Source organism: Enterobacter sp. GER_MD16_1505_Eko_090, from assembly GCF_003331015.1.
GTDB classification, from domain to species: Bacteria; Pseudomonadota; Gammaproteobacteria; order Enterobacterales; family Enterobacteriaceae; genus Enterobacter; species Enterobacter roggenkampii.
This window is the reverse complement of record NZ_PUQF01000004.1, coordinates 218,365-239,008: the sequence shown is the minus strand read 5'-3', so window position 1 is coordinate 239,008 and position 20,644 is coordinate 218,365. Positions and strand designations below refer to the sequence as shown.

At 56.3% G+C, this 20,644-nt stretch carries 20 protein-coding genes and 1 tRNA gene; 5 read left to right on the top strand and 16 right to left on the bottom strand.

Annotation, left to right across the window (positions count from 1 at the left end):
* Positions 1 to 22 precede the first annotated feature (22 nt).
* The 6 genes from C6A40_RS06695 to actS all read right to left on the bottom strand — a co-directional run bounded on the left by C6A40_RS06695 (position 23) and on the right by actS (position 4,123).
* Complete coding sequence (locus C6A40_RS06695) at positions 23 to 208, bottom strand: CPCC family cysteine-rich protein (protein ID WP_071530933.1); 186 nt, start codon at positions 206 to 208, stop codon at positions 23 to 25.
* A complete protein-coding gene (locus C6A40_RS06690; RefSeq protein ID WP_052686626.1) occupies positions 208 to 1,653 on the bottom strand; it encodes a VENN motif pre-toxin domain-containing protein in 1,446 nt (481 codons plus the stop codon). Before C6A40_RS06690 ends, C6A40_RS06695 begins: the two co-directional genes overlap by 1 nt.
* Positions 1,650 to 2,312 (bottom strand): hemagglutinin repeat-containing protein, encoded by a 663-nt coding sequence (locus C6A40_RS06685; protein WP_045335245.1) that lies wholly within the window; start codon positions 2,310 to 2,312, stop codon positions 1,650 to 1,652. Before C6A40_RS06685 ends, C6A40_RS06690 begins: the two co-directional genes overlap by 4 nt.
* Positions 2,284 to 2,718 (bottom strand): hemagglutinin repeat-containing protein, encoded by a 435-nt coding sequence (locus C6A40_RS06680; RefSeq protein WP_052686625.1) that lies wholly within the window; start codon positions 2,716 to 2,718, stop codon positions 2,284 to 2,286. The genes C6A40_RS06685 and C6A40_RS06680 overlap by 29 nt, the downstream gene beginning before the upstream one ends.
* A gap of 507 nt (positions 2,719 to 3,225) precedes the next feature.
* Positions 3,226 to 3,299, bottom strand: a tRNA-Gly gene (locus C6A40_RS06675).
* An 80-nt stretch (positions 3,300 to 3,379) separates the two neighbouring features.
* Positions 3,380 to 4,123 (bottom strand): amidase activator ActS, encoded by a 744-nt coding sequence (actS, locus tag C6A40_RS06670; RefSeq protein WP_045335243.1) that lies wholly within the window; start codon positions 4,121 to 4,123, stop codon positions 3,380 to 3,382.
* A gap of 163 nt (positions 4,124 to 4,286) precedes the next feature.
* Here actS and idi point away from each other — a divergent pair, with 163 nt between their 5' ends.
* Positions 4,287 to 4,829 (top strand): isopentenyl-diphosphate Delta-isomerase, encoded by a 543-nt coding sequence (gene idi / locus C6A40_RS06665; RefSeq protein ID WP_008499704.1) that lies wholly within the window; start codon positions 4,287 to 4,289, stop codon positions 4,827 to 4,829.
* 38 nt (positions 4,830 to 4,867) lie between these two features.
* Here the strand turns inward: idi and lysS are convergent, their stop codons facing one another.
* From lysS to xerD, 5 genes are all read right to left on the bottom strand, one after another.
* Positions 4,868 to 6,385 (bottom strand): lysine--tRNA ligase, encoded by a 1,518-nt coding sequence (lysS, locus tag C6A40_RS06660; protein WP_021242046.1) that lies wholly within the window; start codon positions 6,383 to 6,385, stop codon positions 4,868 to 4,870.
* Positions 6,386 to 6,394: 9 nt separating this feature from the next.
* Positions 6,395 to 7,493 (bottom strand): peptide chain release factor 2 gene (prfB, locus tag C6A40_RS06655; RefSeq protein WP_095908218.1). Its coding sequence is split into 2 segments (ribosomal slippage): positions 6,395 to 7,417 and positions 7,419 to 7,493, totalling 1,098 coding nucleotides; the frame shifts between segments, so codons are not numbered across the junction.
* A 90-nt stretch (positions 7,494 to 7,583) separates the two neighbouring features.
* Positions 7,584 to 9,317 carry a single-stranded-DNA-specific exonuclease RecJ gene (gene recJ, locus C6A40_RS06650; protein ID WP_045335242.1) on the bottom strand — a complete coding sequence of 578 codons (1,734 nt, stop codon included), beginning with the start codon at positions 9,315 to 9,317 and terminating at the stop codon, positions 7,584 to 7,586.
* 5 nt (positions 9,318 to 9,322) lie between these two features.
* The gene (gene dsbC, locus C6A40_RS06645; RefSeq protein ID WP_008499708.1) at positions 9,323 to 10,036 is read right to left on the bottom strand and encodes a bifunctional protein-disulfide isomerase/oxidoreductase DsbC; all 714 of its coding nucleotides are present in this window, start codon (positions 10,034 to 10,036) and stop codon (positions 9,323 to 9,325) included.
* A gap of 28 nt (positions 10,037 to 10,064) precedes the next feature.
* Positions 10,065 to 10,961, bottom strand: coding sequence for a site-specific tyrosine recombinase XerD (gene xerD / locus C6A40_RS06640; protein WP_008499709.1), 897 nt, complete (start codon positions 10,959 to 10,961; stop codon positions 10,065 to 10,067).
* 101 nt (positions 10,962 to 11,062) lie between these two features.
* Here xerD and fldB point away from each other — a divergent pair, with 101 nt between their 5' ends.
* Entirely contained in the window at positions 11,063 to 11,584 is a 522-nt protein-coding gene (gene fldB, locus C6A40_RS06635) for a flavodoxin FldB (protein WP_045335241.1), read from the top strand.
* Between the two features lie 6 nt (positions 11,585 to 11,590).
* Here the strand turns inward: fldB and C6A40_RS06630 are convergent, their stop codons facing one another.
* Both C6A40_RS06630 and sdhE read right to left on the bottom strand, forming a co-directional pair.
* Positions 11,591 to 12,001, bottom strand: coding sequence for a protein YgfX (locus C6A40_RS06630; RefSeq protein WP_021242050.1), 411 nt, complete (start codon positions 11,999 to 12,001; stop codon positions 11,591 to 11,593).
* Positions 11,982 to 12,248 carry an FAD assembly factor SdhE gene (sdhE, locus tag C6A40_RS06625; RefSeq protein ID WP_006178375.1) on the bottom strand — a complete coding sequence of 89 codons (267 nt, stop codon included), beginning with the start codon at positions 12,246 to 12,248 and terminating at the stop codon, positions 11,982 to 11,984. Before sdhE ends, C6A40_RS06630 begins: the two co-directional genes overlap by 20 nt.
* A 294-nt stretch (positions 12,249 to 12,542) precedes the next feature.
* Between sdhE and ygfZ the strand changes: the two genes are divergently transcribed.
* Entirely contained in the window at positions 12,543 to 13,523 is a 981-nt protein-coding gene (gene ygfZ, locus C6A40_RS06620) for a tRNA-modifying protein YgfZ (RefSeq protein WP_045335240.1), read from the top strand.
* Between the two features lie 84 nt (positions 13,524 to 13,607).
* On the opposite strand, the gene trhA is transcribed toward ygfZ, so the two are convergent.
* The gene (gene trhA / locus C6A40_RS06615; RefSeq protein ID WP_045335239.1) at positions 13,608 to 14,267 is read right to left on the bottom strand and encodes a PAQR family membrane homeostasis protein TrhA; all 660 of its coding nucleotides are present in this window, start codon (positions 14,265 to 14,267) and stop codon (positions 13,608 to 13,610) included.
* Positions 14,268 to 14,532: 265 nt separating this feature from the next.
* Here trhA and C6A40_RS06610 point away from each other — a divergent pair, with 265 nt between their 5' ends.
* A complete protein-coding gene (locus C6A40_RS06610; protein ID WP_021242053.1) occupies positions 14,533 to 15,264 on the top strand; it encodes a MurR/RpiR family transcriptional regulator in 732 nt (243 codons plus the stop codon).
* Positions 15,265 to 15,380: 116 nt separating this feature from the next.
* Positions 15,381 to 16,814: a 6-phospho-beta-glucosidase gene (locus tag C6A40_RS06605; RefSeq protein WP_044597684.1), complete on the top strand. Its 1,434-nt coding sequence runs from the start codon at positions 15,381 to 15,383 to the stop codon at positions 16,812 to 16,814.
* Between the two features lie 33 nt (positions 16,815 to 16,847).
* Here the strand turns inward: C6A40_RS06605 and C6A40_RS06600 are convergent, their stop codons facing one another.
* Positions 16,848 to 17,591: an SDR family oxidoreductase gene (locus C6A40_RS06600; RefSeq protein ID WP_021242055.1), complete on the bottom strand. Its 744-nt coding sequence runs from the start codon at positions 17,589 to 17,591 to the stop codon at positions 16,848 to 16,850.
* Between the two features lie 70 nt (positions 17,592 to 17,661).
* Entirely contained in the window at positions 17,662 to 20,535 is a 2,874-nt protein-coding gene (gene gcvP / locus C6A40_RS06595; protein WP_045335238.1) for an aminomethyl-transferring glycine dehydrogenase, read from the bottom strand.
* Positions 20,536 to 20,644: the final 109 nt, after the last annotated feature.

Here is a 20,644-nt window from a genome sequence, read left to right as displayed (position 1 = left end):
TGAGCTGGGATCGTTTTATCAGTTACTGTTTGTTAAATGCTCGTTTCGCCTCATTTAAATTCGAAGAGTTTGCCCCGCCAGAAAAATCTGGATCAGCCGATTGTACAGGGTCATCTTCCCACCCACATACAGGGCAAATTTCATAACAACCCAGCTCATCAATTGTTTTATTTCCACAGCATGGACAAGGATAAGAGCCATTATTCATCATTGTTTTTTCCAATATTCGAGACCTTTCTCTGGTTTAAACATTGTACGCGGTACACCATTTATATCTTTTGAAGCAAAGACATTAGTCGCAGGATTGTAATACAGCGTGTCTCCGTTAGGGCGAGTTTTAGTTAAGGTACCTTGCGGTGGGGTTGTCATAAAATTATGGGCAGCATCAACATATTGCTTAGCATTCTGATACTCAGGAAATTCTTTCCCATGTTTTGTCCAGTGTCCATAGGCATTACCCACAGGTTTTGCTTTCTTGGTTTCTGTCCAAATCTGAGTATCTTTAGATTTACCACCAATCGGAACAGCCCCAATCCCAAGACCAGCAGTTCCAGGAAGCGGCTTACCATCTTCGTCAAACAACACCCCAGGCCTGGCAATGTTGTAGACTTTTGGGAGGCGGTCGCCGTGCTCTTTCTCAAGCTCTTCCTCATCATGGCCAGGACTCAGCGTGTTATTCTCAACCTCCACCTTCGCCGTTTCCGACGCCATCGCCGCCATGGAGACACTGCCATCCGTCACCGCAGCGCCTGCCAGACCCCCCGCGATACTCACCAGGCTACTGACCAGCCGTTTTTCCTCTGCTGTCAGGTCACTGGATTTTTTATCTCCATACAGCGCGCTGACCATATGGTCGGTCATCGCCGAGGCCGTAATGGCCCCTGTGGCACCAGCCTTCAGGCCATCAGCTCTGCTCCCGCCACTCAGCTGCGTCAGCGCCGCCGCCACAATACCGTGCAGCACGGCACGGGCTGTCGGGTCTTTCTGCTCCTTGACCAGGGTCGCCAGCAGAGGGGCCGCGCCTGCCTTCAGGTTACCGCCAAGCGCACCTGCCAGTAATCCCGCCGCTGCGCTGCCCTTAGTCCAGAAGGCACTCCCCGGACCGTACTCGGTATTCTGATATCCGGGCTGCGTCTTCAGGAACGCTTCCTGCTCCTGCGGCGTATCGCCCTGCAGTTTTCCTTCAGATGCCAGTTTCGCGCCCAGCGCCGCATTGGATTCCCGCGCTTTCTGCTCCGCATACTTGCCGTAAGCATCCAGCGCAGAGGTGGCCAGCGCCGCGCCTTCGCTCTGGACCGCCAGGTTATCCCTGACCTTTTGCACATCACCGTTCACGTCCACGCCGTGGTGGGCGCCAGCCGTATCACGGCTCAGGTCAGCAATATCCTGTTTTTGTCCCGCCGGGTTGCGAATGACAATGCTACCGCCACTCACCGCTGATGAGGTCGTTCCGGTGTGGCTCTCTTCTGCCTGGCCCGTACCGATGGCTGGTGCCAGGTTGCGATTTTCACCGTTTCCGCTGCCGCCCGCGCTGCCGGAAAGCGCCACCGTGTAGCCGTTGCCGCTGGTCTGGCTCTCGTTATGGATATTACTGAAACCCAGCGTACCCGTGTCGAGGCTATTTTTATCTGCAGACGCCGTGGATGCAATCACCGCGCCGTCAAGCTGGGTATGATTTCCGGTGGTGACGGCAAAGCCGCCCTTGCCTGAGAATATCCCGCTCTGTTCAGCGACGCTCTTACCATTCTGATTGATATTCTCACCGATGCACTGACGCTACCGGAAAAGGCACCATAACACAGTGGCGGTATGCACAGACTGAGGGACGCGCCTGACGAAGACTGCTTGCTGTCATAACTGGCTGTATCCTGCACGCTGCTGATGGTGAGATCGCGTCCGCTGTTCACCGTAAGCTGTTCATCAGCATGGACAACGCTGTTCGTATTGCGCTGTGACTGGCTGTTTTCCTTACCCTTATACTGTGACGCTCCCAGCTCCACCGAGATGCCGTTTTGTGCACCAATCAGGCTCACACCGACACCAACGCTGAACTGGCTAACGCTGTTTTTACTCTCAGAGAGGGTTGTGTTCTGGGAGGCAGACAACAGAATATCGCGCCCCGCATCCAGCGCCACGTGTTTACCCGCGATCTGTACCCCCATACCGGCAATGTCATTTCCGGCACGGAAAGAGACATTCTCACCGGCATTAATGGTGGTGCCCTGCGTGTCGGTACTGTTGTAACGACTGTCCTGAGAGGACGTCTCCGCCGTTAAAGACACTTTAGCCTTGACGAGCGACGAGTCCGACATAGCGCCCTGCGCTGCGGGCAGCCGTCTCTGCGGCTTTAGCAGCCTCAACAGCCCAGCCGCCAGCAGATGCCGTCACACCATACTGGGCGCTGCTGCTGTGGTTTTCACCGTCGCGGGTATCCCGGCTCACCCCCAGGTCATTTTCGCCACTGAGTGAGACCGATTTACCGGCACGGATATCCGTACCTGACAGGGAGAGATCGTTACCGGCCTGCGCGACAAGGGGCTGCCGGGTTTTCGGGGAGATTAAGGTCGCACCGGAAAGGGTAATGGTATGAATGGTGAAACAGGGTCCGGCGCCGGTAACCGGCAGCGGTCTGGCGGGCGCGGGGCGAGGAATACTCCGCTCCAGCTCCTCACGCTGTTGCTGGTTCTTTAATAACAGTTCCTCCTGCTGCTGACGCACTGTGTCCCGGTCAGCAGGAGTAAGGGGGGCTGCATGGCTCAGAGAGCAAAAAAAAACGAGCAAAAAAAGACGGCTTTGCTGTAATAGCGCATATTAAAGGATAATATTTTTTGTTTTCCTCAGTATGCCAGCTCTGGCGCAATAGGGAATAGTCTCAAAAAAAGGCTACTATAATTGGTAGTAATATTTGCGTTAAGTTTAAAAAAACCGTTATGACGAAGAGCGTCATATCGGAATTTTTTATTATTGCCTGATTGTTTCTTCTTTCAAAAAATTTTAACCATCCCTTCCAATAGTTAGATATAAACATCAGCTAGCAGCGCAGATTAAATTATCCGTTGCATTCATCGTGCTGCAAATTCTGATGACACCTGATAACTCAGTGCTGAATATGGAGGCATGGGTGATAACTTCGTTGAAGCGATCAAACAACAGCATGACGATACCTGGATGGAAAAGGATAGGCTGCTAAAAAAATAGACAGAGGAGGATAACATCAAGAAAATCTGGAGCGGGCGAAGGGAATCGAACCCTCGTATAGAGCTTGGGAAGCTCTCGTTCTACCATTGAACTACGCCCGCTTTGAGGTGCGTAAGGCATTATAGACCTTACGCACCTTCATACAAGCCTCTTCACAACTAACCGGCGATTAAATAATCACTTAGCACTTCGGTTTGCTGCCGGGCGCAGGAAGATAGCGCTGCGGATCGATGGCCGTCGCCTTATAGCGGATCTGGAAATGCAGCTTCACTGAATCCGTACCGGTGCTGCCCATGGTGGCAATCTTCTGCCCGGCTTTGACGTTCTGCCCGTTGTTGACCAGCATCGTGTCGTTGTGCGCATAGGCCGTGATGTAGTCTTCGCCATGCTTAATCATGATCAGGTTACCGTAGCCACGCAGCTGGTTACCGACGTAAACCACCTTCCCGGCCCCGGAGGCATAAACCGGCGTACCGCGCGCAGCGGCGATATCAATACCCTTGTTGCCACCTTCAGAGAGTGAGTAAGGGGCGACCACTTTACCGCTGGCAGGCCAAATCCAGCAGCGCTGTCCAACCGGCGGCCATGACGATTGCGGCACCTGATAGGACGGCGTCACTTTGGCGGTTTTGCCTTTCGAAGAGGACTTTTTACCCGCGGACGATCCGCCGCTAACCTTCAGCTGCTGCCCCACCTCGATGGTGTAGGGCGGCGAGAGGTTATTCAGCCGCGCCAGATCCTTCACGCTGGTGCCCGTTGCGCGCGAAATCCGGTACAGGGTGTCCCCGCGTTTGACGGTGTAGACCGAACCGGAATAGCTTCCCGTATCCGAAGATTTGCTCCCTGAACAGCCCGCCAGTAATAGCGTCAGCGTCAGGCAAAAAATAGCGGTAAGGGGTTTTCTCGTCAGGCTTCCTGCAAACAAAACAGATCCTCGGTCAGCGTGAATGGCGTACTATGATAACAGCCAAAACGAACAGGGGTCATGCCCTTTTCCGCTCTACGAGCCAAACCGTTCGTATAAGAATGCAGTATAATGCTTCGGCTGATGGTGCTGAACCACTCGGCAATTTGGCACTGGAGCATCAATGAGTATTCAAGAACACGTTATTTTGGTAAACGACCAGGGAATGGTGATTGGCACTCAGGAAAAATATGCCGCGCACACGTTACATACCCCGCTGCATCTGGCGTTCTCTTCCTGGCTTTTTAACGCAAAAGGCGAATGTCTGATCACCCGACGCGCCTTAAGCAAAAAAGCCTGGCCCGGCGTCTGGACCAACTCCGTCTGCGGCCACCCGCAGTCGGGCGAAGAGACAGTCCAGGCGATAATCCGCCGCTGCCGCTTCGAAGTGGGCGCAGAACTGACCGATATCACCGCCGTCGCCCCTGAATTTCGCTATCGGGAAACCGACCCGTCCGGGATCGTGGAAAATGAAATTTGCCCGGTATTCGCCGCCCGCATCACCAATGACGTGACAATAAACGAAGATGAAGTGATGGACTATCAGTGGGTTGAGCTTGATGCGCTATTCCGTGCGCTGGACGCGACGCCCTGGGCCTTCAGCCCGTGGATGGTCATGGAAGCGACGACCGCCCGCGAAAAACTCATAGCCTTCGCGGCGCAATAAAAAAGCCCCTTTCGGGGCTTTTTTTACATCTTAACGCCTTACTTCACCGGGCGCATCGCCGGGAACAGGATCACGTCACGGATGGTGTGGCTGTTGGTGAACAGCATCACCATACGGTCGATACCAATTCCCAGACCCGCCGTTGGTGGCAGACCGTGCTCCAGCGCGGTCACGTAGTCTTCGTCGAAGAACATCGCTTCGTCGTCGCCTGCCGCCTTCGCGTCAACCTGATCCTGGAAGCGCTGAGCCTGGTCTTCCGCATCGTTCAGCTCGCTAAAGCCGTTGCCGATTTCACGGCCGCCGATGAAGAATTCGAAGCGGTCAGTGATTTCAGGGTTCTGGTCATTACGACGCGCCAGCGGAGAGACTTCAGCCGGGTACTCGGTGATGAAGGTCGGCTGAATCAGGTGCGCTTCGGCCACTTCTTCGAAGATCTCGGTCACGATACGGCCCAGACCCCAGCTCTTCTCAACCTTGATACCGATGCTTTCGGCGATCGCTTTCGCAGAATCGAAGTTATCCAGATCGGCCATGTTGGTTTCCGGACGGTACTTCTTGATCGCTTCGCGCATGGTCAGTTTTTCGAACGGCTTGCCGAAGTCGAAGACTTCTTCACCGTAAGGAACCTGCGTGGTGCCCAGAATATCCTGCGCCAGGGTACGGAACAGGGATTCGGTCAGCTCGATCAGATCTTTGTAATCCGCGTACGCCATATAGAGTTCCATCATGGTGAACTCTGGGTTATGACGAACGGAGATCCCTTCGTTACGGAAGTTACGGTTGATCTCGAACACGCGGTCAAAACCACCAACCACCAGACGCTTCAGGTACAGTTCCGGCGCGATACGCAGGTACATGTCCAGGTCCAGGGCGTTGTGATGGGTGATGAACGGACGCGCAGACGCGCCGCCAGGGATCACCTGCATCATCGGGGTTTCCACTTCCATAAAGTCGCGGTTCACCATGAACTGGCGGATACCGGCCATGATCTGGGAGCGAATTTTGAAGGTCTTGCGGGATTCATCGTTAGAGATGAGATCCAGGTAGCGCTGACGGTAGCGCGCTTCCTGATCCTGCAGGCCGTGGAATTTGTCCGGCAGCGGGCGCAGGGCTTTGGTCAGCAGACGCAGCTCGGTGCAGTGGATAGACAGTTCACCGGTTTTGGTTTTGAACAGTTTACCTTTCGCGCCCAGGATATCGCCCAGGTCCCACTTCTTGAACTGCTCGTTGTAGATGCCTTCCGGCAGATCGTCACGGGAAACGTACAGTTGAATGCGGCCGCCAACGTCCTGCAGGGTCACGAAGGAGGCTTTACCCATGATACGGCGGGTCATCATGCGGCCCGCAACGGCCACTTCAACGTTCAGCGCTTCCAGCTCTTCGTTCTCTTTCGCGTCGAAGTCAGCGTGCAGTTGGTCTGAGGTGTGGTCACGACGAAAATCGTTCGGGAACGGCACGCCCTGCTCGCGCAGCGCTGCCAGCTTCTCGCGGCGGGTTTTCAGTTCGTTGTTAAGATCGACTACCGCGTCAGCGCCCTGTGCTTGTTGTTCAGACATGTTGGTTCCTCATAACCCTGCTTTCAAACTTGCTTCGATAAATTGGTCCAGGCTGCCGTCCAGCACCGCCTGCGTGTTGCGGGTTTCAACCCCGGTACGCAGGTCTTTGATGCGGGAGTCATCAAGGACGTAAGAACGGATCTGGCTGCCCCAGCCGATGTCAGACTTGTTGTCTTCCATCGCCTGTTTCTCAGCATTTTTCTTCTGCATCTCCAGCTCATAAAGCTTCGCTTTCATCTGCTTCATGGCCTGGTCTTTGTTCTTATGCTGGGAACGGTCGTTCTGGCACTGTGTTACCAGCCCGGTTGGAATGTGGGTAATACGCACCGCAGATTCCGTACGGTTAACGTGCTGGCCGCCCGCGCCGGATGCGCGATAAACGTCGATACGCAGGTCCGCCGGGTTAATTTCGATATCGATATCTTCATCAACTTCCGGGTAAACAAACGCGGAGCTGAAGGAGGTATGGCGACGGCCGCCGGAGTCGAACGGGCTCTTACGCACCAGGCGGTGAACGCCCGTTTCGGTACGCAGCCAGCCGTAGGCGTAATCACCGATGATCTTGATGGTGACGGATTTAATACCGGCCACTTCACCTTCAGACTCTTCGATAATTTCGGTTTTGAAACCGCGCGCTTCGGCCCAGCGCAGGTACATGCGCATCAGCATGCTGGCCCAGTCCTGCGCTTCGGTACCGCCGGAACCTGCCTGAATATCGAGATAGCAGTCAGCGCTGTCGTATTCGCCGGAGAACATGCGACGGAATTCAAGCTGCGCCAGCTTCTCTTCCAGCACGTCGAGTTCTGCTACGGCTTCGTTAAAGGTCTCTTCGTCGTCGGCTTCGACGGCCAGCTCCAGCAAACCGGAAACATCTTCCAGCCCCTGGGCCATTTGATCCAGCGTATCTACGATAGCTTCGAGAGAGGAACGCTCTTTACCCAGCGCCTGTGCGCGTTCAGGTTCGTTCCAGACGTCCGGCTGTTCCAGCTCGGCGTTTACTTCTTCAAGACGCTCTTTCTTGGCATCGTAGTCAAAGATACCCCCTAAGAACGTCAGAGCGCTCCGTGAGGTCCTGAATACGGTTTTTTACCGGATTAATTTCAAACATGGTCTGTTTTCTTTTATGGACTTGTCAAAATGCGGTGATAAGAGCGGGATTGTACCGAATCCACGCCCTTTTTTATAGAGATTACTGCCGCTAAATTGGCCAGATATTGTCGATGATGATCTGAAGGGTGCGGTTGCCGCGAAACTCGTTGATGTCCAGTTTGTACGCCAGCTCGACCTCGCGCACGCCGTTGTCCGGCCATACCGCCGTGTCAACGTTAAAGGCAATGCCGTCCAGCAGCGGGCCGCCGCCGACCGGCTCAACCATCACCTTCAGATGACGCTCGCCGACGATGCGCTGCTGCAGCAGGCGGAAACGGCCGTCGAACAGCGGTTCCGGGAACATCTGTCCCCATGGACCGGCATCGCGGAGCATTTGCGCCACGTCCATTGTCATCTCAAGCGGTGAAAGCTCGCCATCGGACACCACTTCCCCCTGCAGCAGGGCCGGGTCAATCCAGTCGGTGACCAGCTCGCCGAACAGGCGCTGAAACTCGTCGAATTTCGCCTCTTCCAGCGACAGGCCTGCCGCCATCGCATGGCCGCCGAACTTGATCATCAGGCCCGGATACAGCGTATCGAGACGCTCCAGCGCGTCGCGCATGTGCAGACCCTGAATCGAGCGGCCAGAGCCTTTCAGCGTGCCGTCGCCCGCGGGGGCGAAGGCGATCACCGGGCGGTGGAAGCGCTCTTTAATGCGCGACGCCAGAATGCCGACCACGCCCTGATGCCACTCGGGATGGTACATTGCCAGGCCGCCCGGCAGCGTGTCGCCGCTGCGCTCCAGTTTTTCGCACAGGGTCAGCGCTTCGGCCTGCATCCCCTGCTCAATCTCTTTACGGGTCTGGTTCAGGGCGTCCAGCTCGTTGGCCAGCACGCGCGCCTCACCGAGGTTGTCGCACAGCAGCAGCGCGACGCCAACGGACATATCGTCCAGTCTTCCGGCCGCGTTCAGGCGTGGACCGAGGGCAAAGCCCAAATCGCTTGCCGCCAGCTTGAGCGGGTCGCGGTTGGCGATTTCCAGCAGCGCCTTGATCCCCGGACGGCACTTGCCTGCCCGGATACGGCTTAAGCCCTGCCAGGTCAAAATACGATTATTGGTATCGAGCGGGACCACGTCCGCGACGGTACCCAGCGCCACCAGATCGAGATATTCGGCCAGGTTCGGTACGGCAATACCGCGGGATTCGAACCAGCCCTTGTCGCGTAACAGGGTACGTAGCGCCAGCATCAGATAAAACGCCACGCCTACGCCCGCGAGGGATTTCGACGGAAAATCACAGTCGCGCAGGTTGGGGTTAATAATCGCGTCGGCGGCAGGCAGCGTTTCACCGGGGAGATGGTGATCGGTAACCAGCACCGGGATCCCCAGCGCGTGGGCATGATCGACCCCCGCATGGGAAGAGATCCCGTTATCGACGGTCATGATCATCTGCGCACCGCGGGCGTGGGCCTGATCGACCACTTCCGGGCTGAGTCCGTAGCCGTCTTCAAAACGGTTCGGCACCAGATACGTGACGTTATCGCAGCCCAGCGCGCGCAGGCTGAGCACGCTCAGCGCGGTGCTTGTTGCGCCGTCGGCGTCGAAATCCCCTACTACCACAATACGCGTGTTCTCACGCAGGGCGTTGTAGAGCATTTCAGTGGCTTTTTCGATGCCGTTCAGCTGCTGCCAGGGCAGCATCCCTTTTACGCTGCGTTCAAGATCCTCAGCACGACGCACGCCGCGGCTGGCGTAGAGGCGCTTCAGCAGCGGCGGGAGATCGTCCGGCAAATCAATCGGTTCAACCGCCTCGCGGCGGCGCAATTTTATCGGGGCTTTCACGCGGATTATTTACCACTAACCTGTTTCTGGTGCGCGTCGAGGAACTCTTTCATCTCTTTTGGTCCCTGATAGCCCGGAACGACGTACCCGTTGCTCAGGACAATCGCTGGCGTACCGCTCACGCCAAACTGCACGCCCAGCGCGTAGTGGTTAGCGATATCAATGTCGCAGGAGGCCGGCTTAACGCCTTTGCCGTTCATCGCGTCGTCAAACGCTTTGTTGCGATCTTTTGCACACCAGATGGCCTTCATGTCCTGCTCCGGCTGGCTCTGCACGCCCGCGCGCGGGAAGGCCAGGTAACGCACGGTAATACCCAGCGCGTTGTAGTCTTTCATCTCTTCATGCAGCTTGTGGCAGTAGCCGCAGGTGATATCGGTGAAGACGGTAATCACGTGTTTTTCCTGCGCCGCCTTATAGACGATCATCTCTTTTTCGAGCGCGTTCAGGTTTTTCATCAGCAGCTGGTTGGTCACGTTGACCGGCTGCGCGCCGCTCACGTCGTACATTGGCCCCTGAATAATGTGTTTGCCGTCTTCGGTGACGTACAGCACGCCGCTGTTGGTCAGTACCGTTTTCATCCCGGCGACCGGTGCTGGCTGAATATCGCTGCCGGTGACGCCAAGCTTAGCGAGCGACTGTTTGATAGCGGCGTCGTCAGCATGGGCGAAACCGGTGAAGGAGGCTGCCAGCAGGGTGAACAGCGCGAAACTCTTTTTCATAGTTGATCCTGTTACAATTCGTCGGCACTCACGCACGAGGGTGGTGCTGTTGGTGTAGCTGCCGCAGGCGTTCCGTCGCGACATGGGTGTAAATTTGCGTCGTGGAAAGATCGCTATGTCCCAGCAGCATCTGCACCACGCGTAAATCCGCGCCGTGGTTGAGCAGATGCGTCGCGAAGGCATGACGCAATACGTGCGGCGAAAGCTTTTCACTGTCGATACCGGCCAGTGTGGCGTAATGCTTGATGCGATGCCAGAACGTTTGCCGCGTCATCTGCTGTGCGCGCTGGCTCGGAAACAGAACGTCGATAGACGCGCCGTTGAGCAGCCACGGGCGACCGTGCTCCAGATACGTTTCCAGCCAGTAAACCGCCTCTTCGCCCAGCGGAACCAGCCTTTCCTTGTTTCCTTTACCGATGACGCGCACCACGCCCTGACGCAGGCTGATGTCGCTCATCGTCAGGCCAACCAGCTCCGAAACGCGCAGGCCGGTAGCATACAATAGCTCAAGCATGGCTTTATCGCGTAACTCCAGCGGCAGGTCAACAGCCGGTGACTGTAATAATCTCTCAACTTGTGCTTCGCTGAGATCTTTCGGCAGCCGCTGCGGGAGCTTAGGGGATGCCAGCAGCGCGCTGGGATCGTCTTCGCGGATCTTCTCACGGTAGAGATGCTGGAACAGCCGACGCATGGCGCTGAGCAAGCGTGCAGAGCTGGTGGCTTTGTATCCCCCTTCTACACGTTCACCGAGCAGCGCCTGCAGGTCGTCGCTTTGCGCGCTCGCCAGCGAGAGCTGCCGACGGGCCAGCCACTCCACCAGCATGGTAAGATCGCGCCGGTAGGCGCTGAGCGTATTCTCGGCCAGATTTTTTTCCAGCCACAGCGCGTCGAGAAACTGTTCAACGAGTGCGAGATCCTTTTCCACATCAGCCCCTTTGATTCTGCAGTCAGGCCATTATGCCTGATTGTGACCGGTTTCTGGTACACTACGCGCAAAGTCAAAGCATGAATTGAGATAGTTACGCGATGAATATTGGTCTGTTCTATGGTTCCAGCACCTGCTACACCGAAATGGCGGCAGAGAAAATTCGCGACATCATTGGCCCGGAACTGGTGACGTTGCATAACCTGAAAGATGACGCGGTCGCGCTGATGGAACAGTACGATGTACTGATCCTCGGCATCCCAACCTGGGATTTTGGTGAGATACAGGAAGACTGGGAAGCCATCTGGGATCAACTCGATTCAGTCAATCTCGACGGCAAGATCATTGCCATGTACGGCATGGGAGATCAGCTGGGTTACGGGGAGTGGTTCCTGGACGCGCTCGGCATGCTGCACGACAAGCTGGCGCCGAAAGGGGTGTCGTTCATCGGCTACTGGCCAACCGAAGGTTACGAGTTCACCAGTAAAAAGCCGATTAATGCCGACGGCGAGCTGTTTGTTGGGCTCGCGCTGGATGAAACCAATCAGTACGATCTCAGCGATGAACGTCTGCAAAGCTGGTGCGAGCAGATCCTGGGTGAAATGGCAGAAAAGTTTAGCTAACGCGCGCTACCCCTGCGTCGTCTGTTGCAACAGCATCCGGCGCAGGTCTCGCCATTCGGCAGCATCCATACTGTCAGCCGCCAGCCACAGATGCTGGCAACGCCCGCCGTCCACCTTGCGTAACCGTAACATCATGCCGCAGTTGAGCATCCAGGGCATACCGAGAATATCCCACTCTTTACCCTGCCAGCGCAGGCGGGAATCCATCAGTAATTTAATCTCTCCCTGACGGGCATTAATGCGACGCTGGCTGCGTACGCTGTCAAAAACGACAAACGAAAGTAGCAGCAGCCACAGCGGCGTATAGCTCAGCGGCCACGGCATCAGTAACACAAAGGCCGCAACCAGGCCGTGGAGCAATAAAGACATCCACTGCGAGCGCCACGAGACGCGAAGATCAGATTGCCACAGGACCACGTTCCCGATTCCGTGTTTGAATTAATTGCACCATCCGTTGCAACTCGGTGTCGGCGGGTTTGCCGTGGTTCATCAGCCAGTTGAATAAATCCGGATCGTCAGACTCAAGCAGGCGAACAAACAGACGCTTATCATCGTCGCTTAAGGTGTCATACTCATATTCGAAGAAAGGCATGATGGAAATATCAAGTTCACGCATGCCGCGACGGCACGCCCAGTGAATACGGGCCTTGTTGTTAATATCCATGTTCAGTTTCCTGCATTACGTTTGGCACAGTCGGTACCCCATTCGGTGTTCTTTATTTCTCTACGGGGACACCAGCTAGTGTAACGTGTTTTTGACCGTTTCATTACTGGAATATTGCGATCAACGAGCAGGCTTCCAGAATAATCCCTACAAACACAGCGGATTACACTATTTTGCTTGGCGCTACGCAGAACCGATTTATGGCACAAATGGCCTGTTGAAAGCGCTTGCATTGCCTGCAGGCTCTTTTACCATTAGGCATTATCAAAGCGTTAAGCAATTCAGGATATCGTTATGGCCTTTACACCATTTTCTCCTCGCCAGCCCGCCGCCTCTGCGCGTCTGCCGCTGACGCTTATTTCTCTTGATGACTGGGCGCTGGCAACGCTCACCGGTGCCGACGCCGAAAAATATCTGCAGGGCCAGGTGACCGCCGACGTCAGCCAGATGACCGAACACCAGCACCTGCTGGCCGCCCATTGCGACCCAAAAGGCAAAATGTGGAGCAACCTGCGTCTGTTCCGCCGTCAGGACGGCTTTGCCTTTATTGAGCGCCGCAGCCTGCGAGACGCCCAGCTCAAAGAGCTGAAAAAATACGCGGTCTTTTCCAAAGTCACCATTGCCGCAGACGACGAACATGTCCTGCTGGGTGTGGCCGGCTTCCAGGCGCGTGCGGCGCTGAAAAACCTGTTCAGCGAACTGCCGGATGCCGAAAAGCCGCTCGTCAGCGAAGGCGCCACCTCAATCCTGTGGTTTGAACACCCGGCGGAGCGTTTCCTGTTAGTCACGGATGCGGCAACTGCCGAACGCGTGACCGAAGCGCTGCGCGGCGAAGCGCAGCTTAACAACAGCCAGCAGTGGCTGGCGCTGAACATCGAAGCGGGTCTGCCGATCATTGACGCTGCAAACAGCGCGCAGTTTATTCCTCAGGCAACGAACTTACAGGCGCTGGGCGGCATCAGCTTTAAAAAAGGCTGCTACACCGGCCAGGAGATGGTCGCGCGTGCGAAATTCCGCGGGGCAAACAAACGCGCGCTGTGGACGCTGGCGGGACATGCCAGCCGCGTCCCTGAAGCGGGTGAAGATTTAGAGCTGAAGATGGGTGAAAACTGGCGCCGTACCGGCACCGTATTAGCCGCCGTACAGCTGGATGATGGACGTCTTTTGGTTCAAGCCGTCATGAACAACGACATGGAAGCCGACAGCGTGTTCCGCGTGCGTGACGATGCGAACACACTGAGCATCGAGCCGCTGCCGTATTCTCTGGAAGAGTGATGCTGTATCGCCCGGCGGCGTTGCGCTTACCGGGCCTACTTATCCCGTAGGTCGGGTAAGACGAAGCCGCCACCCGACAAAAAACTACGCCTGCCCCACGTACAAATAAATCGCCAAAAAGTGGCACACGCTGCCGCCCAGCACGAAGCCGTGCCAGATGGCATGGTTGTAGGGAATGCGCTTGCAGACGTAGAAAATGACGCCGAGCGAGTACACCACGCCGCCTAAGGCAAGCAGCGTTACGCCCCCAATCGACAGTTTGATTGCCAGCTGGTACACCACGATCAGCGACAGCCAGCCCATGGTCAGATAGGTGACCAGCGACAGCACCTTAAACCGGTGCGCGATGGTGAGCTTAAACAGGATCCCGAGCAGCGCCAGGCTCCAGATAACGATCATCAGCCCGCGCGACAGCGGTGAGTTGAGCCCCACCAGCAGAAACGGCGTGTAGGTACCTGCAATGAGAAGATAGATAGCGCAGTGGTCAAATTTCTTGAGCCACATCTTGGCCCGCTGATGCGGGATCGCGTGATACAGCGTCGAGGCCAGAAACAGCAGGATCATGCTCCCGCCATAGAGGCTGTAGCTGGTAATCGCCATCGCGCTGGCATTGGCGTCTACCGCCTGCACCAGCAATAACACTAAACCGACAATCCCAAACACCAGGCCAATGCCGTGGCTGATGCTGTTGGCTATTTCCTCAGCCAGCGAATATCCCTGTGCGATTAATGGTCTACTCACCATACAAAACTCCGGGAAAACAAAAGATGATTATTCATCGCATCACTATGCTAACTGAGAATGATTCCAGTGAACACCTGTTAGCTAAAATAATTTCACTTCAGAATTTATGACTATAAATCATAGGCATAAATAAATTTTTCACCTAACATTTGTTCACGTTAAAATTTAACCATTAAGAATCAAGAGCATAAAAATGGATCCTGTCGTCAGGCCCCATGTTATGATGAATACATCAGGTCTGAATAAGAGTTATGCCACTGTGAGTATGTTCACCCACTCCGCCATTGCCAGTCTCAATAACCTGGAGATGATGGTTTATAACTATGTCATTAAAAACCGTGACAAAGTCATGTACATGACCATCCGCGAGCTGGCGGATGCGGCGGGTGTCTCGACGACCACCATCCTGCGCTTTTGCCGCAAGCTTAACTGCGAAGGCTACTCGGAGTTTCGCGTTCGCTTTAAGCTTTATCTTGAACAAAACGAGCCCCAGCAGGCGAATTTCGGCGCCAGCGAAATAATCAGCTTCTTTAAAAGCGTAAATAATGAAGAGTTCGACGCGTTATTAGATAGTGCGGTCGATATTATTTTATCGTCGGAACGCATTATATTTGTCGGCGCAGGGACATCAGGCTCGCTGGCAAAATATGGCGCACGTTTCTTTTCTAATATCGGAAAATTCAGTAACCATATTGATGACCCTTATTTCCCGGTCACCAATGACATGGCGAAAAATGCGCTGGCGATTGTGCTCTCCGTCTCGGGTGAGACCGAGGAGATCCTGCGCTTCGCCAGCCAGTTTAGCCTGCATCACTGCAAGGTGCTCTCCATTACCAGCCACGAGCACTCGCGCCTCGCAAAACTGGCGGACTTTAATCTCTCCTGGCACGTTCCCCAGACGCGTATTGCAGGCGTCTACGATATCACCACGCAAATTCCCGTCATCTATATTCTGGAATCTCTCGGCCGTAAGCTGGCGAAGAAACTTGCAGAATAAAACATCCTGTTTTTTTGATGTGACAAATCACATTATGCCCAATTTGTTATATCGTGACATTTAATTTCGCTTTGCTAGACTCGATGCCAATAAGCCATTTATTGAGAATAGCAGCGATGAAAAAATTGACCTTACCAAAAGATTTTTTATGGGGTGGCGCGGTTGCCGCTCACCAGGTTGAAGGCGGCTGGAACAAAGGCGGCAAAGGGCCAAGCATTTGCGACGTATTAACCGGCGGCGCACACGGCGTGCCGCGCGAAATCACGCAGGACGTGGTGCCGGGAAAATACTATCCCAACCATGAAGCGATTGATTTCCATGGCCATTACAAAGAAGACATCAAGCTGTTTGCCGAGATGGGCTTCAAGTGTTTCCGCACCTCGATTGCCTGGACGCGTATCTTCCCGAACGGTGACGAAACGCAGCCAAACGAAGAAGGGCTTAAGTTCTACGACGACATGTTCGATGAGCTGCTGAAATACAACATCGAACCGGTGATCACCCTCTCCCACTTCGAAATGCCGCTGCACCTGGTGAAGGAGTACGGCAGCTGGACCAACCGTAAAGTGGTCGATTTCTTTGTGCGCTTCGCGGAAGTGGTCTTCGAGCGCTACAAAAACAAGGTCAAATACTGGATGACCTTCAACGAAATCAACAACCAGCGCAACTGGCGCGCCCCGCTGTTCGGCTACTGCTGCTCGGGCGTGGTCTATACGGAACATGAAAATCCGGAAGAGACCATGTACCAGGTCCTGCACCACCAGTTTGTGGCCAGCGCCCTGGCGGTGAAAGCCGCGCGCCGCATCAACCCGGAGATGAAAGTCGGCTGCATGCTGGCGATGGTGGCGCTCTATCCGTTCTCCTGCAAACCGGAAGACGTGATGTTCGCCCAGGAGTCCATGCGCGAGCGCTACGTCTTTACCGACGTCCAGCTGCGCGGCTACTACCCCTCCTACGTGCTGAACGAATGGGAGCGCCGCGGGTTCTCCATCAAAATGGAAGCGGGTGACGAGCAGATCCTGCGCGAAGGCACCTGCGACTACCTGGGCTTCAGCTACTACATGACCAACGCGGTGAAGGCGGAAGGCGGCACCGGCGATGCCATTTCCGGTTTCGAAGGCAGCGTGCCGAACCCGCACGTGAAGGCGTCCGACTGGGGCTGGCAGATTGACCCGGTGGGCCTGCGCTATTCCCTGTGCGAACTGTACGAGCGTTACCAGAAGCCGCTGTTTATCGTTGAAAACGGCTTCGGTGCCTACGACAAGGTGGAAGAAGACGGCAGCATCGACGATGACTATCGCATCGACTACCTGCGTGCCCACGTGGAGGAGATGATCAAAGCCGTCACCCACGATGGCGTGGATCTGATGGGCTATACGCCATGGGGCTGTATCGACTGCGTGTCGTTCACCACCGGCCAGTACAGCAAGCGCTATGGCTTTATCTACGTGAACAAGCACGACGACGGCACGGGCGACATGTCGCGTTCCCGTAAGAAGAGCTTCGAATGGTATAAAGGCGTGATTGCCAGCAACGGCGAGGCGCTGTAATTTTTTTGCCCGGTGGCGCTGCGCTTACCGGGCTTATTTCCCGCCCGCTAACTCAATAAAACTCCCCGTCACGTACGACGCCTTTTCGCTCAGCAGCCAGACAATCGCCTGGGCGACCTCTTCCGGCTGGCCGCCGCGCTGCATCGGCAGTAACGCTTTCACGCGATCCACTCGCCCCGGTTCTCCGCCGGAAGCATGAATATCGGTATAGATCAGGCCCGGACGGACGCAGTTGACGCGAATGCCCTGCGCCGCCACCTCCAGCGACAGCCCGGTTGTCAGCGAATCCACCGCCCCCTTGGACGCGGCGTAATCCACATATTCACCCGGCGCGCCCAGGCGGGACGCCGCGGAAGAGACATTCACTATCGCCCCGCCCTTGCCGCCATGTTTGAAGGACATGCGTTTTACCGCTTCCCGGCAGCAGAGAAAGTAGCCCGTGACGTTGGTCGCCAGGACGCGGTTAATGCGCTCGGCGGAGAGATTCTCGATGGTGGATTGCTCAAACAGAATCCCCGCATTATTGACCAGCGCGGTCAGCGGCTCGCCTTCACGATCGAGGCTGTCAAACATCGCCAGCACCTGAGCTTCATCACTGATGTCTGCCCGAACGGCAAAGGCTTTACCGCCCGCCTCAACAATCTGGTTGATCACGTCCGTTGCGGCCTTAATGTTGTGATGATAGTTCACCGCCACGGTGTAGCCTTCGCGGGCCAGCTGCAGCGCAGTGGCCTTCCCAATGCCCCGGCTGGCGCCGGTCACAAGTGCAATGCCCATTTTCTTCTCCCAATAAAAAAGCCGGGTGGCGGCTTCGCCTTACCCGGCCTACGTTACTACATCAGCATTGTTACTGGTATTCGCTCATCGGCACGCAGGAGCAGAACAGGTTACGGTCGCCGTAGACATCATCAAGACGCTTCACGGTCGGCCAGTATTTGTTCTCCACGCCTGCCGGGAAGACGGCCAGCTCGCGGGAATAGCCGTGGTTCCACTCGGCCACCAGCTCGTGCTGGGTGTGCGGAGCGTTGACCAGCGGGTTATCTTCCAGCGTCCACTCGCCGTCCTGCACGCGGTCAATTTCCATGCGGATGGCCAGCATCGCTTCGATAAAGCGGTCCAGCTCGGCTTTACTTTCGGACTCTGTTGGCTCCACCATCAGCGTGCCCGCAACCGGGAACGACATGGTAGGCGCGTGGAAGCCGTAGTCGATCAGACGCTTGGCAATGTCCAGCTCGCTAATGCCGGTCTGCTCTTTCAGCGGACGGATATCGAGGATGCACTCGTGCGCCACGCGACCGTCGCGGCCGGTATAGAGCACCGGGAAGGCAGACTTCAGGCGCGTCGCAATATAGTTGGCGTTCAGAATGGCCACCTGGCTCGCCTGCTTCAGCCCTTCCGCGCCCATCATGCGGATGTACATCCAGCTGATTGGCAGGATAGAGGCGCTACCGAACGGTGCCGCAGAGACCGCGCCCTGACGGGTCAGCATGCCTTCGATCTGCACAACGCTGTGGCCTGGGACAAACGGTGCCAGGTGCGCTTTCACGCCGATTGGGCCCATGCCCGGGCCGCCACCGCCGTGCGGGATGCAGAAGGTTTTGTGCAGGTTAAGGTGCGACACGTCCGCGCCGATAAAGCCCGGAGAGGTAATGCCCACCTGCGCGTTCATGTTCGCGCCATCGAGGTATACCTGACCGCCGAACTGGTGCACCACTTCGCACACTTCACGGATGGTCTCTTCGTACACCCCGTGGGTGGACGGATAGGTCACCATGATGCAGGAGAGCTTGTCGCCCGCCTGTTCGGCTTTCGCGCGCAGGTCAGCCAGGTCGATGTTGCCGTTCTTATCGCACGCGACCACCACGACTTCCATGCCCGCCATCTGGGCTGAGGCCGGGTTGGTGCCGTGGGCGGAGCTTGGGATCAGGCAGATATCGCGATGGCCTTCGTTACGGCTTTCGTGATAGTGACGGATCGCCAGCAGGCCGGCATATTCACCCTGCGCGCCGGAGTTCGGCTGCATGCAGAGCGCGTCGTAACCGGTCAGCTTCACCAGCCAGTCGGAAAGCTGGTTAATCATCACGTGATAACCTTCCGCCTGCTCCGGCGGGCAGAACGGGTGCAGCTCGGAGAATTCAGGCCAGGTGATCGGGATCATCTCTGCCGCGGCGTTCAGCTTCATGGTGCAGGATCCCAGCGGGATCATCGCCTGGTTCAGCGCCAGATCCTTGCGCTCCAGAGAGTGCATGTAACGCATCATCTCGGTCTCGCTGTGGTAGCGATTGAAGACCGGGTGCGTCAGGATGGCGTCGTTACGCAGCATGCTGTCCTGAATGGAGCGGCTGTCGAGCGCAACTTCTTTGTCGAGTGCGTCAATGTCCAGACCGTGCGCGTCACCCAGCAGCACGCTGAACAGGTTCAGGATATCGTCGCGGGTGGTGCTTTCATCCAGCGTAATGCCGACGGCGTTGTGGATGTCGCTGCGCAGGTTGATCTTTGCCGCGTCCGCACGCGCCAGCACGGCGGCTTTGTCCGCCACGTCCACGCACAGGGTATCGAAGTAGTGGGCATGGCGCAGCTTAAGACCTTTTTGCTGCAGTCCGCAGGCCAGGATATCGGCCAGGCGGTGAATGCGGCTGGCAATGCGTTTCAGGCCTGCCGGGCCGTGGAACACGGCGTACAGGCTGGCGATGTTAGCCAGCAGCACCTGTGAGGTACAGATGTTGGAGTTCGCTTTCTCGCGGCGGATATGCTGCTCGCGGGTCTGCATCGCCATGCGCAGCGCGGTATTACCGGCAGCGTCTTTGGAGACGCCGATAATACGGCCAGGCATGGAACGTTTGAATTCATCTTTCGCGCCGAAGAACGCCGCGTGCGGGCCGCCGTAGCCCATCGGTACGCCGAAGCGCTGTGCTGAGCCGAATACGATATCCGCGCCCTGTTTGCCCGGTGCCGTCAGCAGCACCAGCGCCATAAAATCGGCGGCAACGCTGACAACCACCTTGCGGGATTTCAGCTCGGCAATCAGCGCGCCGTAGTCGTGCACTTCGCCGGTGGAGCCCACCTGCTGCAGCAGCACGCCGAAGACGTCCTGGTGATCCAGCACTTTGTCAGCGTCATCGACGATCACGTCAAAGCCGAAGGTTTCCGCACGGGTGCGCACCACGTCCAGCGTCTGCGGATGCACGTCCGCCGCCACGAAGAAGCGGTTGGCATTTTTCAGCTTGCTCACGCGCTTCGCCATCGCCATCGCTTCGGCGGCGGCGGTCGCTTCATCCAGCAGAGACGCGGAGGCGATATCCATACCGGTCAGATCCAGCGTTACCTGCTGGAAGTTCAGCAGCGCTTCCAGACGACCCTGGGACACTTCTGGCTGATACGGCGTATAGGCGGTGTACCAGCCCGGGTTTTCCAGCATGTTGCGCAGGATCACCGGCGGCAACTGCACGTTGGTGTAGCCCATGCCAATGTAAGACTTATAGCGCTTGTTCAGGCCGGCGATAGCCTTCAGCTCCGCCAGCGCGGCGAACTCCGTGGTGGCTTCCCCCACCTGAGGCGGCGTGGCTAGCTGGATGTCTTTTGGCACAATCTGGCCGATCAGTGCGTTTAATGAATCCGCGCCAACCGTCTTCAGCATCTCCTGCTGTTGCTGAGCATCCGGCCCAATGTGACGTTCAATGAAGGCGCCACGGTTTTCAAGCTGGCTTAAAGTCTGTGTCATGAGCGATGGTTCCTGAAACGTGCAGTGAATCGTAGTTATCTGTAACGCTGTTGCCCGGTGGCGCTAACGCTTACCGGGCCTACGTTGATCTCCAGGCCGGATAAGCGCA